The sequence below is a fragment of the Ferrimonas sediminicola genome (assembly GCF_005116715.1).
Classification (GTDB): Bacteria; Pseudomonadota; Gammaproteobacteria; order Enterobacterales; family Shewanellaceae; genus Ferrimonas; species Ferrimonas sediminicola.
The window spans coordinates 457,546-472,630 of record NZ_SWCI01000001.1 but is presented as its reverse complement, the minus strand read 5'-3'; the positions used below and the strand labels follow the sequence as shown (position 1 = coordinate 472,630).

Here is a 15,085-nt window from a genome sequence, read left to right as displayed (position 1 = left end):
GACACTCCTGGCTGTTAACCTTGATTTTGATCCTGTTGATTGTAACCGCTCGGCTGGCTCTGGTTCATATTAAATGGACGGCCGGGAACCACAGTGGAGATGGCGTGCTTGTAAACCATCTGGCTCACGGTGTTCTTCAATAGAATCACAAACTGATCGAAGCTCTCAATCTGTCCCTGCAGCTTAATTCCGTTTACCAGATAAATAGATACTGGTACCCGTTCACGACGCAAAGCGTTCAGAAACGGATCTTGTAAGGATTGCCCCTTAGCCATAATGATTCCTTAACTAATAATATTCTAATTGCTTTTAATAACCAGTCTGCAAGCAACATCTAACTGAGCTGATGGTAGTTATAGCCTATGTCAAGTTAGATGGCGAGTCCACGTAACAGTTTATCCACATTACCTGCAGACTCTGAAGTCAACCACTGCAGATCGGACCAGCTCCTCAACCAGGTAATCTGCCTCTTGGCTAACTGCCTGGTCGCAGCAATCCCCTTCTGCGTCATCTGATCGTAGTCATCGTCACCAGCCAGGAAAGACCACATCTGGCGGTAACCGACGCAACGGATGGACGGCAGAGTCGGATGGAGGTCCCCCCGCTGGTACAACCGACGCACCTCTTGCTCGAAGCCTGCCTCCAACATCAGGTGGAATCGCTGCTCGATCCGCTCATGCAGGCGCGCTCTCTGCTCCGGGGCAATGGCAAACTGGCTGACTTCATAAGGCAAGGGCTCGCTCTTGCGTTTTGTCAGCTCTGTCAGAGTTTCGCCACTAATTCTATAGACTTCCAAAGCCCGCGACAATCGTTGCGGATCGTTGGGGTGGATTCTCTCAGCGGCAACCGGGTCGATCTCTGACAACTGCCTGTGTAATTCGGCCCAACCAAGGCTTTCCGCCTCTTGTTCGATATTTTGCCGAACCTTTGGATCGGCACCGGGCAGCGGCGACAGCCCCTCCAGCAATGCCTTGTAATAGAGCATGGTCCCCCCCACCAACAGCGGGATCCGGCCTGAGGCGGTAATCTCGGCCATCTCCCGGAGCGCATCGGTGCGGAAATCAGCCGCCGAGTAGGCTTCGGCAGGATCGAGAATATCGATCAGCCGGTGCGGCGCCAGCGCCAACTCTTCGGCGCTGGGCTTAGCGGTACCGATGTCCATCTCCCGATAGATCATCGCCGAGTCAACGCTGATCAGGTCGCAAGGCAGACGCTGGCACAACTCGATGGCCAGGTCGGTCTTGCCGGACGCCGTCGGTCCCATCAGGAAGATGGCCGGTGGCAGAGTGTTGCTCATATCAGGACTCCAGCTGGGTGCGCCAGGGCAGTGCCCGGCCCCGGCTGATCAACAATGTTTCAATATCGGCCCCGGGCAGCTGCTGCCAACGGTGCCATAACGCTTCGGCATCCGTGCTCTCTTGGACCGAGTGCTCCGCCAGCCAGGCCACCAGGGCATCGTTGTTGGGCGCTTCGCCTGCCGGGAAGGAGGCCAGCCACTGCAGCAGCTCCGGCACCGCCTGGGCCAGGTTGGCCTGGCGCAGCAGAGCCGGGACCTTGCGAATGATCAGCCGCTGCTTCTGCTCCGCCAGTTCCAGGCCGAGACGCTTCAGCAGGGGAAGCTGCGACTCCAGCACACCGTCCCAGGCATCGGCCCGGGAGACGGAGACCGGCAGCAACAGGGGCTGACCGACCAGTCCCTGAGGCAGGCGCTCGGCCAGTTCCCGGCGCAGAACCGCGTCGGCCAGGGCCTTGAGGGGCAGCAATCTTAGTTGATCGCCACGGCCAAATAAAGCGCACTGATCGTCCAGTTGGGTCAGCCAACGCCAGCACGACTCCTGCTTCTGTCCCGCCACCACGGGCTCGGCTCCGCGCTCGGAGCGCATCAGGTCACCGTAATTGCTCACCGCGTCCCGGCTCGGGGCCGGCTGCAGCGGAGCGGGACTATACCCCGTCGCTGCGGCGGGCCCCGCAGTGGAACGTTCGCCCCCCCTCTCACCTGGGGCTCCCCCGTAACCCGAAAAACCGCTGCCATAGCCTGTCCGCGGTGCGCTCGACTGCTCTTGGACACCCAGGTCGGCAGCAGGTGAGCGAACCGCGTCGCTGTCGCTCTGGGCCGGTGATATTAGGTACTCTCCGGCTTCCTCTCCCACTCCAGGTGCACCCCGGACCAATTGGGCGACGGCATCGCTGAGCCCCTGAAGGATAAAGTCGTGCACGTAGCGCGCCTGATGGAAGCGCACCTCATGCTTGGCCGGGTGCACATTCACATCCACCTCCTGGGGCGGCAGCTCCAGGTGCAGCACATAGCCGGCATCCAGTCGCTGTCCGTGAAGTTCCAGCGCCTGACGTAAAGCATGGTTGACCAGACGATCCCTGACCACCCGGCCGTTGACGTAGAAGTACTGAACCTCATTGAACTGCTGATGGCCATCGCCGATGGCCAGATGACCGTGCAGTTGCAACTGGTCGTTGCCGGCACCGATGGCCAGGGCCGCGTCGGCGAAGCGGTGGCCGCAGATGGCCCCCAGTCGCTGCTGGTGCTGTCGCTCGGTACGCGCGGGACGGTACTGGCGCACCGACTTGCCGTTGTGACTGAGGGTGAAGTGCACCGTCGGCTTGGCCAGGGCGATGCGACGCAGCTGTTCGTCGATGTGGTTAAATTCGGTCTTGTCCGCCCTCAGGAAGCGGCGGCGGGCAGGGGTATTGAAAAACAGATCTTCCACCTGCACTGTGGTGCCCACCGGGTGGGCCGCCGGTTGCAGCTTCACCGCCATCTCCCGGCCCTCGGCGTAGGCCTGCCACCCCTGCTCCTGCTCCTGGGTCCTGGAGGTCAAGGTCAGCCTGGAGACCGAACTGATGGACGCCAGTGCCTCACCGCGAAAGCCAAAGCTGAGGATGCTCTCCAGATCCTCCAGGCTGGCCACCTTGGAGGTGGCATGGCGGGATAGGGCCAGGGGCAGCTCCTGCTCGGCGATGCCGAGGCCGTTGTCGCGGATCACCATCGCCTTGCTGCCGCCCCGCTCCACTTCGATGTCGACGCGGCTGGCACCGGCATCCAGGCAGTTCTCCACCAGCTCCTTGACGACCGAGGCGGGGCGCTCGACCACCTCGCCGGCCGCGATCTGGTTGGCCAGCTGCGGCGGCAGTATCTGAATGGGCATAGGGGGATCCTCAGAGGCGGGGAATGGTCAGGGTCTGTCCCACCTGGATGGTGTCAGACGTCAGCCGGTTGGCACTGCGAATGGCCGCCACACTCACCCGGTATTTCTGGGCGATGCGGGAAAGCGAATCGCCCGACTTCACCTTGTGAGTTCGGGTCTGTGCCAACAGTGCGTCCCGGGGGGGGTTATCGGTGAAGTAGGCCTTGACCGTCTGCACAATGGCATCGGCCATCTTGTTCTGGTAGGCGCTGCTGCGCAGTTTCTTCTCCTCGCTTGGATTGGAGATGAAACCGGTTTCAATCAGCAGGCTGGGAAAATCCGGAGACTTGAGCACCGCCAGGCTGGCGTGCTGAGGCGCCTGTTTATGCAGCTTGGTGATCTTGCCGATTCGGCGCAGCATCTGTTCGGCAATGGCCTGGCTCTCCACCATGGAATTTTCGCGGGCCAGGTCCAGGAAGGTACGCTGCAGATGAGGATCATCACTGCCACTGGCGGAGATCACCTCACCGATGCCCCGAAGCTCCGACAGCTTGTCGTCTTTCTCCAGCCAGCGACCCATCTCGGAGTTAGCCCGCCGCTTCGACAACACCCACACCGACGCCCCCTTGGGCTGGGGCGAGGTGAAGGCATCGGCGTGGATGGACAACAGCAGATCGGCCCGCTTCTCCCTGGCCAGCTCCGAACGCCGATCCAGGGAGACAAAGTAGTCACCGGAACGCACCATGATCGCTTCGAACCCCGGGGCCGCGTTGATCTTGTCTCTCAGCTTGCGGGCAATGGGCAGTACCACGTTCTTCTCATAGGTGCCGGAGGGACCGATGGAGCCGGGGTCCTTGCCTCCGTGACCGGCATCGATGGCGATCACCACCTTGCGTCCGGGCTTGGGTTGGCTGCTTTTGGCAACGGGCTTGCCAGACGACGCCGCCATCAGGTCGATCACCAGCCGGTGGCCGTAGTTCCCCTTGGGGCCCAGCTTGAACACCTTGTGGGAGGCCGGTTGCTTGAGATCCAGCACCAGGCGCAGGGTACCCGCCTTGGGGGGCTGACTGCTGCGGATCCGTTTGAGCTGAGGGGAGTCGAACTTGAGGTCGGACAGCTTGGCGTTGAGTCTGCCCCCCTTGAGGTCCAGGACCAGCCTCTCGGGGGAGTCCAACCTGAAGCTGTCGTAACTGGGGGCCGTTGAGAGATCGAACACCACCCGGGTCCGATTGCTATCGGGCCAGATGCGGATAGTGTCGATGTCGGTGGCCCGGGCCAGGCCCGGAATGATCCCCAAACAGAGCGTCAGCCCCCAAAAGGCCAACAGCCGGTGTCCCCAGTTTCGTCTCATCTGTTATAGCTGTTCCAGTAGTGCCTCGCCTTTGGTGGTATGGCTGCTGAGTGTCGCACTCCGCCCATCCCCTTGATAGCTTAGGGTAATGGTTAGATCCGCCGGGGGCAATACACCCTGACCCCGCTTCGGCCACTCCACCAGGCATAGGGAGCGCTCGGTGAAATAGTCCCGGATCCCCATAAACTCCAGCTCCTCGGGATCCGCCAGCCGGTAGAGATCGAAGTGGTAGACGCTCACCCGCTCCAGCTCATAGGGTTCCACCAGGGTATAGGTGGGGCTCTTCACATGCCCCTGATGACCCAGCCCCTGGATCAGCGCCCTGGACAGGGTCGTCTTGCCCGCGCCCAGCTCTCCCTCCAGGTGGATCACCATCGGCGGGACGATCTGCTTTGCCAGGTCGGCCCCCAGGGCCAGGGTTTGGGAGTCGTCTTCCAGAATCCGGGTCAGTTGCCTCATTCAGTTCACTCTTGCGGGTTTACCAGTTGTCGTACATAGGGCATCAGATCCGATGCCAACATCCCTCGCTGGCCCCCTTCCGCCGCCATGTCCGCAGCCTCCCCATGGAGACAGACGCCGCAGGCGGCAGCGTCGAGCAGTGGCAGCCCCTGGGCCAGCAGGGAGGCGATTATACCAGACAAAACATCGCCGCTGCCCCCCGTCGCCAACCCCGGGTTGCCAACCGGCGCCACCAACATGGAGTCACCATCGTAGATCAGGGTGCCCGCCCCCTTGAGCAGCACCACGCCGCCGTAGCGATCCTGTAACTCCCGCACCGCCTTGAACCTGTCTCGCTGCACCTCCACCGTTTCCACCCCCAGCAGCCTGGCCGCCTCTCCGGGGTGGGGTGTCAGCACCCAGTTATCCCGTTTCTGGGGGTTCTTCGCCAGCAGGTTCAGGGCATCGGCATCCATCACCAGTGGGCGCTCGGAGTTCAGGGCCACCCGCCACATGTGATAGGCCCAGTCCCCGCTGCCCAGTCCCGGGCCGCACAACACCACCTGCCCCCAGCTCACCCTCTGGTACACCTCCATATCGGCGATATCACTGCCCCAGAGCATCAGCTCCGGACGGCCCGCCTGGATCAAAGGCAGGTTCTCATACCGGCTGATGATGCTCACCAGGCCGGCGCCACTGCGCAGGGCGGCCTCGGAGGCCAGCCGCACCGCCCCGGGCATGCCATGATTGCCACCGATCACCGCGATGCGACCATGATCGCCCTTGTGGGAATCCGGCTTCCTGGGCCCCAAATAATGCACATAATCCGCATAGCTGATCTTGGCCGCATCGCAACGTACCTGAGTGGCCATGGCGTCACCGATGGCCAGTGGGGCCAGCACGATGTCACCGCAGCAGCCAACCGCCATGCCGGTGAGCAGGCCCTGCTTGACGCCGACGAAGGTCAGGGTGACATCAGCCTCCACCACCGCCTCTGCCACATAGCCGTTGTCGCCATTGAGGCCCGAGGGCAGATCCAGCGCCAACACCTTGGCGTCGCTGCCATTGATGGCATTGATCATCTCCAGGAACTCGGGGCGCAGCTCCCCTTCAAAACCGGTCCCCAGCAGACCGTCGACGATATGGGTGGCATCGGCAAGACGGCAGGCTTCGGCCACCTCGATGCGACCGCCGGCATCCAGAAACTGCTGCTGGGCGATCTTGGCATCCCCCTTTAACAGCCTCTCCGGCTGAATCTGCAGCACCCTCACCGCCATGCCCTCGGCCAGGGCATTCCTGGCCAGTACATAGGCATCTCCTGCATTGTTGCCGCGGCCACAGACCACCGCGACCTCTTTCGCTTCGGGCCAGCGCTCCCGGAACAGTTGCCAGGCTCGCTGACCCGCCTCCTCCATCAGCGACCACATCAGCACACCGTGCTGCTTGGCCAGAAGAGGCTCCCATTTCCTTACCGTGGCGCCGGAAAACAGGGTTGAGGGTAGTGCCGCCGTTGCCTTACGCATCGCTGTGTCTTGCCTCCATACAGGGAAAAAAAACGGTCAGGAATCCCTGACCGTTTCTTGTGTCAATCGGTTGCCGAAATATCTACGACTGTGATCTGCATCCGCTCAAGGTTAATGATAGGTACCCCAACATCAACCCGGCTACCAGCCTAATCGAACCCGGCTTTGATCAGCGTCAAATATCGTCCATCCGCAGTGTACTGTGAACGAATCGCTGCTGCCGAACGCGCTCCGCCGCCAGCACCGCCTCCAGGGCCGCCTGAGTCTCCTGATGCTCAGACTGCTCCAGGGCCAGATGCAGCAGCGACAGCACCTTGTTATCCAGTTCCAGGGCCAGATCCATCACCGCGTGCTCATCGGCTCCCCCCTCGAGGACGATGTGGGTGCACTCGGCCACAATGTCGTCATAGTCCAACCGCTTGAACCAGGTGTCCAGCACCCCGTCCGGCGCATCCTCGATGTACTGATCCATCTTCTTGGCCACCTCAAGTTGGTGGTTTCGCAGATACTCCAGCAGCAACTTAACTCGGGACGAGTCAGCCTGATGGTCCAGGCGATCGTACAGCTTGCTCATCGCCACCCGGCATTGCGATACATATTCGAGCAGCTCTCGCATCTGTTTAAAGCGCATAGGATCTCTCCACAAATTCAAGCGTTTGATCTTAGGTATAGCCTCATTATGGTGGCTTTGTAGAAAAGATATTTTGAACGTCATCACCCTTTAGTGATCTGGGATCACATCCCGTCATCGCTACTCTGTGATGCCCGTGGGAACACCATTTCAGGCAATCAACAGATAACTGGTTCACTCCGTTCACGGATCTGATGGAAAGTGGCGGTGCCAAACCAGGTCGACGGCGCAACGAAGGAGAGCGGTCTCCGGGCAAAAGCCGTCCCTAAGGCTGCCTGCTCCAATCTGGCGCACCGGGCGAGGTTCCCCGAGCCGGGCAGAGAGGGAGACCTCAGCCCTTCAAGGGGACATTTCGCCAGTGACGGCATCAACCTCAAAACGCAAAAAAGCCACCCCGGAGGATGGCTTTTTCAATTTGGAGCGGCACACGAGGTTCGAACTCGTGACCTCAACCTTGGCAAGGTTGCGCTCTACCAGCTGAGCTAGTGCCGCTTAATTCTTTGGACTCTGGCGAGTATCTCATGGGCGAAAAGAGGGTTGCGCCACTTTCTACCCCGCACTGAGCCAGTGCCGCTTGGAGAAGCTTTGAAATTTGGAGCGGCACACGAGGTTCGAACTCGTGACCTCAACCTTGGCAAGGTTGCGCTCTACCAGCTGAGCTAGTGCCGCTTAATTCTTTGGACTCTGGTGAGTGTCTCATGGGCGAAAACAGGGTCGCGCTACTTTCTACCCCGCACTGAGCCAGTGCCGCTTCGAGAAGCTTTGAAATTTGGAGCGGCACACGAGGTTCGAACTCGTGACCTCAACCTTGGCAAGGTTGCGCTCTACCAGCTGAGCTAGTGCCGCTTAATTCTTTGGACTCTGGCGAGTGTCTCATGGGCGAAAAGAAGGTTGCGCTACTTTCTACCCCGCACTGAGCCAGTGCCGCTTAATTCTATGGACTCTGGCGAGTGTCTCATGGGCGAAAAGAGGGTTGCGCTACTTTCTACCCCGCACTGAGCCAGTGCCGCTTGGATAAGCTTGTAAATTTGGAGCGGCACACGAGGTTCGAACTCGTGACCTCAACCTTGGCAAGGTTGCGCTCTACCAGCTGAGCTAGTGCCGCTTCGACAAGCTTGGAAAATTGGAGCGGCACACGAGGTTCGAACTCGTGACCTCAACCTTGGCAAGGTTGCGCTCTACCAGCTGAGCTAGTGCCGCTTAATTTTCTCTTGCGCATTTCCCGAGTTGTCTCAGGAAGCGAGGGCGCATTATAAGCGAAAATAGAGCCTCTGCAACCCCCAGCCGCCAATTTTGGTTTAAGTGGTCAAATTTTAAAAACTTCGCTCCGATAGTAGGCCAGCTCAGCGATCGACTCGCGGATATCATCCAGTGCCAAGTGGGTGCCTTTTTTTGTAAATCCATCAAGCAGTTCGGGCTTCCAGCGGCGGGTCAGCTCCTTGACGGTGCTCACATCCAGATAGCGGTAGTGGAAGTAGCGCTCCAGGGCCGGCATATAGCGGTAGAGGAAGCGGCGGTCCTGTCCCACACTATTACCGCAGATGGGGGACGCCCCCTCCGGCACCCACAATTTCAGAAACTCGATGGTCTGCCGCTCTGCCTCGGCACAACTGATGCTGCTCGCCTTCACCCTCTGGGTGAGTCCACTCTCACCATGGGTGCGAGTGCACCACTCATCCATCTTGGCCAGTTCCGCCTCACTCTGATGGATGGCCAGCACCGGCCCCTCCGCCAGCACATTGAGCTGAGCGTCGGTCACTATGGTGGCGATCTCGATGATGCAGTGCTGGTCCGGGTCCAGCCCGGTCATCTCCAGATCGATCCAGATCAGGTTGCTTGGGTCCGCTGCCATGGGTGATTTCCCTCAAATCCAGTATTTTTGATGCATTAAGTAGTATGATAACCCTTTTACTTCTCCCCCTGCCATGGTCCGAAAGGCACCCCATGGCCTGAGACAGAGTTTATTCACGCGTGAGCAAAGGCAAAAAGAGACTGACCAAAGGACAGATTCGCCGGGTCAGGGCGAATCAGCAAAAGCGACTGAAACGCCAGGAGCCCGAGTGGGACAACGATCAGCTGGGTCCCCAGATGTTAGGGCGGGTGATCAGCCGTTATGGCCAGCACGCCGACATCGAAGCCCCAGACGGCACTGTCCACCGCTGCAACTTGCGGCGCACCATCGGCAGCCTGGTCACTGGCGATGAGGTGGAGTTTCGCCTGGGCAAGGAACATCTGCACGGCATCAGTGGCATCGTCGAGGCGGTGCACCCAAGGCGCAGTGCCCTCACCCGCCCCGACTACTACGACGGGGTCAAGGTGGTGGCCGCCAACATCGATCAGATCTTCATCGTCTCATCGGTGTTGCCTGAGCTCTCCAGCCAGATCATCGACCGCTACCTGGTGGCCGCCGAGGACACCGGCATCCCGCCGGTGCTGGTACTGAACAAGATCGATCTGCTGGATGAACCTGGCCGCGACGAGGTGGAGCGCATCCTGGCCCCCTATCGGACCATCGGCTACCCCATCTTCCTGCTCAGCAGCCACACTGGAGAGGGGGTCGACGCCTTGCGCCAGTGTCTTAAGGACAAGGTCAGCATCTTTGTCGGCCAGTCGGGCGTGGGCAAGTCTTCCCTGATCAACGCGTTGATGCCGGACACCGAGCTGGACGTGGGTGCCATCTCCGAAGTCTCCGGCCTGGGGCAGCACACCACCACCACCGCCAAGCTGATCCACTTTCCCGAGGGCGGCGATCTGATCGACTCCCCCGGGGTGCGCGAGTTTGCCCTGTGGCACCTGGAGACCGAGCGGGTCACCTGGGGCTTTAGGGAGTTTCGCGAATGGATGGGCAGCTGCCGCTTCCGTGACTGCAAACACGGGGATGATCCAGGATGCGCCTTGCAACAAGCCGTGGAACAGGGAAAAATCAGTCAACAACGATTCGATAACTATCACAGAATTTTGGAAACCATGGCCACAGATCGACCCACTCGCCAGAGCAACGATCCCATGGACAGGAAATAGAAAGGAAGAACCGTGTCTCTGGACAAACTTAAAGTAAATCTGCAGTACATCCTGCCCAAGCACGCCCTATCTCGCCTGGTGGGCAGCTTTGCCGCTTCCGAGGCGGGTCCCCTGACCACCGCCTTCATCAAGTGGTTCATCAAGCAGTATAAGGTCAACATGGAGGAGGCACTGCACAGCGACCCCCGCGCCTACAAGACCTTCAACGACTTCTTTACCCGCCCATTGAAGCCCGGTATGCGCCCCATCGCCGAGGGTGACGACCTGGTGATTCACCCGGTGGATGGCTGTGTCAGTCAGTTAGGCCCCATCAAGGATGGTCACCTGTTCCAGGCCAAGGGCCATGAGTACAGCCTGCACACCCTGCTGGCCGGCAGCCGCGAGGATGAGACCAAGTTCACCGATGGTGACTTTGCCACCGTTTACCTCTCGCCCACCGATTACCACCGCATCCATATGCCGATGACCGGCACCCTGCGCAAGATGATCTACGTGCCCGGCGATCTGTTCTCGGTCAACCCCCTGACCACGGCACACGTCCCCGGCCTGTTTGCCCGCAACGAACGGGTGGTGTGTCTCTTCGATACCCACAAGGGGCCGATGGCGATGATCCTGGTGGGAGCCACCATCGTCGCCAGTATCGAGACCGTCTGGGCCGGCACCATTACTCCGCCCACCGGTCCCTCGGTATTCAGCTGGGACTACCCCAGCGACGGCAAGCAGGCGATCACCCTGGAGAAGGGGGCCGAGCTGGGACGCTTCAAGCTGGGCAGCACCATCATCGCCCTGTTTGGCAAAGGGATGCTGGAGGAGTTTGATGACGACGTCTACGCTGGCGCCGTCACCCGCCTGGGCAGACCGATGGCCAAGCTGGACTGATGTCCCCCCTGTTGCAACTGCACCTGGCGGTGCTGCTGTTCGGCGGCACCGCCCTCTTCTCCGCCCTGATTCCCCTGCCCGCCACCGAGATCACCGCCTTCCGCGCCACCATCGCCTCGCTGGTGCTGGCAAGCGTGGTCGGTTATCGACGGGGCCATCTGAAGCTGCAGCACTACCGGGATTATGGGGTGATTACCCTGTTGGGAATCATCGTCGGCCTGCACTGGGTGAGCTATTTTGCCGCCATGCAGGCTTCCAGTGTGGCCATCGGCATGATCGCCTTCTTCACCTATCCGGTGATGACGGTGATCGCCGAACCCCTGCTACAGAAGCGGCTGCCCAAGGGGGCCGATCTGCTCAGCGCCATGGTGGTGCTGGCGGGCATTGTTCTGCTGGTGCCCGCCCCCACCCTGTCCAATAACCTCACCCTGGGGGTTGCCCTGGGGGTGATCTCCGCCGCCCTGTTCACCGCCCGCAACCTGATTCAGAAGCGCTGGTTCAGTGGTTACGACGGCCCCACCACCATGGCCTATCAGACCGGCATCGCCGCACTGATGCTGCTGCCCTGGTGCGGCCAGGCCCCCACGGAACTTGACGCTGAGGGACTGGGGCTGTTGCTGCTGTTGGCCGTGGTCTTCACCGCCCTGCCCCACGCCCTGATGTCTCAGTCGCTGCGGCACCTGGCTGCCAAGACCGTCAGCCTGGTGGGCTGCCTGCAGCCTCTCTACGGAGTCACCCTGGCCGCCCTGGTGCTGGCACAGTGGCCCGATGGCCGCACCCTGCTGGGAGGATGCCTGGTGGTCTGCGCCGCACTGTTTGAAACCCATCAACAAAGTTCGGCCAGGGCGAAAAAATCCCAGTCAAACCGCTAGTGCTCCTCCCCCATTCTCCGATACCATCGGAACCAGCCTTAACTGCTTCAGATGAACCGAACAACACCCATGTGGCGCATACTTCTACTCTGCCTCTCCCTATTGGCTACTCCGTTAACCGTAGCCAGTCCCTTTTCACTGGAAAAACAGCTCTCCGGAGGAAAACCCCAAGCGGGTTCCCTGACCCCGGCCCAGTGGCAGGAGGCCACCGGCTCCGAACTGCGGCGCGCCCAGGAGTATCAGCAACAGCTGGCGGACTACCCGGTCCAGCAACAGCAGATCCTCTCCCAGTTGCAACACCCCCTGTCCGCCAGCGTTGACCAGGCCCTGCCTCTGGCGCAGCAGCTGTCGCTGGCACACAACATGCTCGGCGAACTCAAGAGCAGCTTCGAGGCCCTGGCTGAGCGCATCGACTGGCTGCGGGGGCGCCGCGAAGAGATACACCGGGAACTGGTCCTGGCCCAGGAGCAGCAACGCCTGGCCGAACAGGACGGCGCCGCCCTGTCCGAACGCCAGGCCTATCTGAACCAATGGCGACATACCCTGACCCTGGAGGAGCAGGTTCGCCCCAAGGAGCTCAAACTGACTCAGCTGCGCCAACGCCTGGTCAAGGCCCAGATCCTGGCCCAGGAGCAGCTGATTGAACAGTTGAACCAGCAGGCCAACGAACTGCGGCGCCGTCAGAGCGAGCAGGCCCTGAGTGGCGTGGCCGACACCAGGGAACTGGCGGATCCCGCCCTGGCCGCCCTGGCTGAGGAAAACGGCCAGCTGGCCCGACAGCTGGCGTCGGTGAACCAGACCACCGAGTCTCTGGTCGAGCAGCAGCAACAGCTGGAGCAGATGCACCGCAAACAGCAGCAACGGCTTAACCAGGTCAAGGACCAGCTCCAGTGGATGACCCCGGACGCCACCTTCGGCAGCAGTCTGCTCAAGCAGCTCTGGCAACTGGAGCGTCGTCAGCAGCTGCCCCTGCTGGACCAGGACATCAGCCGTTCGCGGGTTCAGAAGTTCGATCTGGAGCAGCGCCAGTCGGAGCTGGAGTACCAGCTGAGCCACAAAGGCGACAAGGATCCCAGGGTGCCCCTTTGGCAGGCTCAGCAGGCCCTGCTGACCCAGACGCTGAACGCCCTGGAGCAGCAGGTGGTGGAGCTCTCCCGCCTGAACCAGTTGCGTCATGAGGTCACCCAGTTGGAACAACGCCTGCTGCAACTCATCAGCGAACGGCTGTTCTGGCTGCCCAATGCCCAGACGCTGGATACTCACTGGTTCACCCAGGTACTGGGCAGCATCACCTGGCTTGCCACCACCGACCGCTGGCTGGAGCTGAGCAGCGCCATTCATGCCGATGGCCGCTGGTGGTCCCTCTGGCTGGTCATGGCGGTGCTGGCCCTGGTGATGCAGGACCTGCTGCGAGCCCCCTACGCCCGGCTAAGGAAGCACCATGCCCGCTATGTGGGAAACGTCACCCACGACCGCTTCAACGACTCCTTCAAGGAGCTGGTGGCCGCCATCGCCTATTCCGCCATCATCCCGGCACCACTGCTGGCCGCCGCCTGGCGCCTGCAATCCCAGGTGCAGCTGCCGTTCGTCCACGCCCTGGGGGCGGGACTGATGGCCGGCGTACTGCTGATCGCCCTCTACTGGCTGGTCTACCAGCTCAGCCGTGACGATGGCCTGTTTATCGCCCATTTCCGACGCCATCCCCCGTTGATCCAACAGAACATCCAGTTCTTCCGCAGACTGCTGCTGACCGCGGCGCCGCTGCTGGTGTTGATCCGCTTCTGCCAGGAGAGCCAGGTGCCCCTGCTCAGCAACAGCCTGGGGCGGGCGGCCTTCCTCGGACTGTGCCTGCTGCTCGGGCACGCCTACTGGCGCTTCATCAAACTGGTGGACCAGTACCATGAGTACCACACCCGCAGCCGGCCCAATCAGCATCTGCTGGAGCGCCTGGTGTGGCTGGCGCTGGTGCTCCTGCCCCTGGTGGCCTTCCTGCTGACCCTGAGAGGCTACTACTACACCGCCTTCTCGGTGCTGACCCAGGTTCAACTGACCGTGCTGCTGGCCATCGGCTTTATGCTGGCCCACCTGATGGTGAAGCGCTGGATGCTGATCCAGCGCCGCCGCCTGGCCTTCGAACGGGCCAAGGCCAAACGCGCCGAGGTGCTGGCCCAGAGGGAGAAGGAGCGCAGCGAGCCTGGCGGCGACGCCCTCGACCCCCTGGAGGAGCCGCAGATCGATCTGGACACCATCTCCACTCAATCCCTGGGGCTGGTGCGTTCACTGATGATCCTCGCCTTCATCCTGACCCTGCTGGGCGTCTGGAGCCAGACCCATCCGGCGATGTTCAGCTCCCTGGATGCCGTCGTGCTGTGGACCAGCAATGAGGTGGTCGGCGGCATCGAGCAGACGCTGCCCATCACCCTGAAATCGGTGCTGGCGGGAAGCCTGATCCTGGTGTTCACCCTGATGACCGCCCGCAACCTGCCGGGTATGCTGGAGCTGGTGTTGCTGCAACGGCTGGAACTGACCCCGGGCACCGGGTTCGCCATCACCACGGTCAGTCGTTACCTGGTGGTCCTGGTGGGTACCATCGCCGCCTTCTCCACCCTGGGTATGGCCTGGAGCAAACTGCAATGGCTGGTCGCCGCCCTGTCGGTGGGTCTGGGTTTCGGCTTGCAGGAGATCTTCGCCAACTTCATCTCCGGCCTGATCATCCTGTTCGAGAAGCCGATCCGCATCGGTGACACCGTCACCATCCGCGAGCTCACCGGCAATGTCTCCAAGATCCAGACCCGGGCGACCACCATCGTCGACTGGGACTGCAAGGAGATCATCGTTCCCAACAAGGCGTTCATCACCGAGCAGCTGATCAACTGGTCCCTCTCCGACGCCATTACCCGGGTCACCATCAAGGTGGGCGTAGCCCGCGACAGCGATCCGGCGCTGGTGGAGGCCCTGCTGCACCAGGCCGTCAAGGAGACCCCCCATGCCCTGGCCCAGCCCGAGCCTGAAATCTACTTCGCCGGCTTCGGTACCCACACCCAGGACTACGAGATCCGGGTCTACACCGATGAGATGGGCAAACGCTGGCCCCTGCGTCACCGCCTGCACCAGTTGATCATCAAAAAGTTCCGAGAATCCAAGGTGGAGCTGGCCTACCCTCAGATGGAGATCCAGCTGAGACACCGCGGCGAGCCGCATGAAGGCGCCACTGCCCTGATTCGTTAACC

12 protein-coding genes and 5 tRNA genes are annotated in these 15,085 nt (G+C 61.2%); 4 read left to right on the top strand and 13 right to left on the bottom strand.

From position 1 onward, the window contains the following. Nucleotides 1-14: 14 nt before the first annotated feature. From hfq to orn, 13 genes are all read right to left on the bottom strand, one after another. Entirely contained in the window at nucleotides 15-275 is a 261-nt protein-coding gene (gene hfq, locus FCL40_RS02170) for an RNA chaperone Hfq (RefSeq protein WP_136850884.1), read from the bottom strand. 95 nt (nucleotides 276-370) lie between these two features. After that, nucleotides 371-1,297, bottom strand: a complete 927-nt coding sequence (gene miaA / locus FCL40_RS02165; RefSeq protein ID WP_136850882.1) for a tRNA (adenosine(37)-N6)-dimethylallyltransferase MiaA — start codon at nucleotides 1,295-1,297, stop codon at nucleotides 371-373. Between the two features lies 1 nt (nucleotide 1,298). Then, nucleotides 1,299-3,161: a DNA mismatch repair endonuclease MutL gene (gene mutL / locus FCL40_RS02160; protein ID WP_136850880.1), complete on the bottom strand. Its 1,863-nt coding sequence runs from the start codon at nucleotides 3,159-3,161 to the stop codon at nucleotides 1,299-1,301. Between the two features lie 10 nt (nucleotides 3,162-3,171). Then, a complete protein-coding gene (locus FCL40_RS02155) occupies nucleotides 3,172-4,491 on the bottom strand; it encodes an N-acetylmuramoyl-L-alanine amidase (protein ID WP_136850878.1) in 1,320 nt (439 codons plus the stop codon). Nucleotides 4,492-4,494: 3 nt separating this feature from the next. Then, nucleotides 4,495-4,950 carry a tRNA (adenosine(37)-N6)-threonylcarbamoyltransferase complex ATPase subunit type 1 TsaE gene (gene tsaE / locus FCL40_RS02150; protein ID WP_136850876.1) on the bottom strand — a complete coding sequence of 152 codons (456 nt, stop codon included), beginning with the start codon at nucleotides 4,948-4,950 and terminating at the stop codon, nucleotides 4,495-4,497. 5 nt (nucleotides 4,951-4,955) lie between these two features. Next, nucleotides 4,956-6,452 (bottom strand): NAD(P)H-hydrate dehydratase, encoded by a 1,497-nt coding sequence (locus FCL40_RS02145; protein ID WP_136850874.1) that lies wholly within the window; start codon nucleotides 6,450-6,452, stop codon nucleotides 4,956-4,958. Nucleotides 6,453-6,627: 175 nt separating this feature from the next. Then, nucleotides 6,628-7,083: a hypothetical protein gene (locus FCL40_RS02140; RefSeq protein ID WP_136850872.1), complete on the bottom strand. Its 456-nt coding sequence runs from the start codon at nucleotides 7,081-7,083 to the stop codon at nucleotides 6,628-6,630. A gap of 416 nt (nucleotides 7,084-7,499) precedes the next feature. Then, a tRNA-Gly gene (locus FCL40_RS02135) sits at nucleotides 7,500-7,575 on the bottom strand. 101 nt (nucleotides 7,576-7,676) lie between these two features. Continuing rightward, nucleotides 7,677-7,752: transfer RNA gene (locus FCL40_RS02130), tRNA-Gly, on the bottom strand. A gap of 101 nt (nucleotides 7,753-7,853) precedes the next feature. Further along, nucleotides 7,854-7,929, bottom strand: a tRNA-Gly gene (locus tag FCL40_RS02125). A 183-nt stretch (nucleotides 7,930-8,112) separates the two neighbouring features. Continuing rightward, nucleotides 8,113-8,188: transfer RNA gene (locus FCL40_RS02120), tRNA-Gly, on the bottom strand. A gap of 19 nt (nucleotides 8,189-8,207) precedes the next feature. Next, nucleotides 8,208-8,283: transfer RNA gene (locus FCL40_RS02115), tRNA-Gly, on the bottom strand. A 106-nt stretch (nucleotides 8,284-8,389) separates the two neighbouring features. After that, nucleotides 8,390-8,935 (bottom strand): oligoribonuclease, encoded by a 546-nt coding sequence (gene orn / locus FCL40_RS02110; RefSeq protein ID WP_136850870.1) that lies wholly within the window; start codon nucleotides 8,933-8,935, stop codon nucleotides 8,390-8,392. Nucleotides 8,936-9,054: 119 nt separating this feature from the next. Between orn and rsgA the strand changes: the two genes are divergently transcribed. From rsgA to FCL40_RS02090, 4 genes are all read left to right on the top strand, one after another. Beyond that, nucleotides 9,055-10,104 carry a small ribosomal subunit biogenesis GTPase RsgA gene (rsgA, locus tag FCL40_RS02105; protein ID WP_136850868.1) on the top strand — a complete coding sequence of 350 codons (1,050 nt, stop codon included), beginning with the start codon at nucleotides 9,055-9,057 and terminating at the stop codon, nucleotides 10,102-10,104. A gap of 18 nt (nucleotides 10,105-10,122) precedes the next feature. Further along, the gene (gene asd / locus FCL40_RS02100; RefSeq protein ID WP_136851368.1) at nucleotides 10,123-10,983 is read left to right on the top strand and encodes an archaetidylserine decarboxylase; all 861 of its coding nucleotides are present in this window, start codon (nucleotides 10,123-10,125) and stop codon (nucleotides 10,981-10,983) included. Further along, nucleotides 10,983-11,855 (top strand): DMT family transporter, encoded by an 873-nt coding sequence (locus tag FCL40_RS02095; protein WP_136850866.1) that lies wholly within the window; start codon nucleotides 10,983-10,985, stop codon nucleotides 11,853-11,855. Before asd ends, FCL40_RS02095 begins: the two co-directional genes overlap by 1 nt. Nucleotides 11,856-11,924: 69 nt before the next feature. Continuing rightward, on the top strand, nucleotides 11,925-15,083 hold the full coding sequence (locus FCL40_RS02090; RefSeq protein ID WP_169306971.1) for a mechanosensitive ion channel domain-containing protein: 3,159 nt from the start codon (nucleotides 11,925-11,927) through the stop codon (nucleotides 15,081-15,083). The last annotated feature ends 2 nt before the right edge of the window (nucleotides 15,084-15,085 follow it).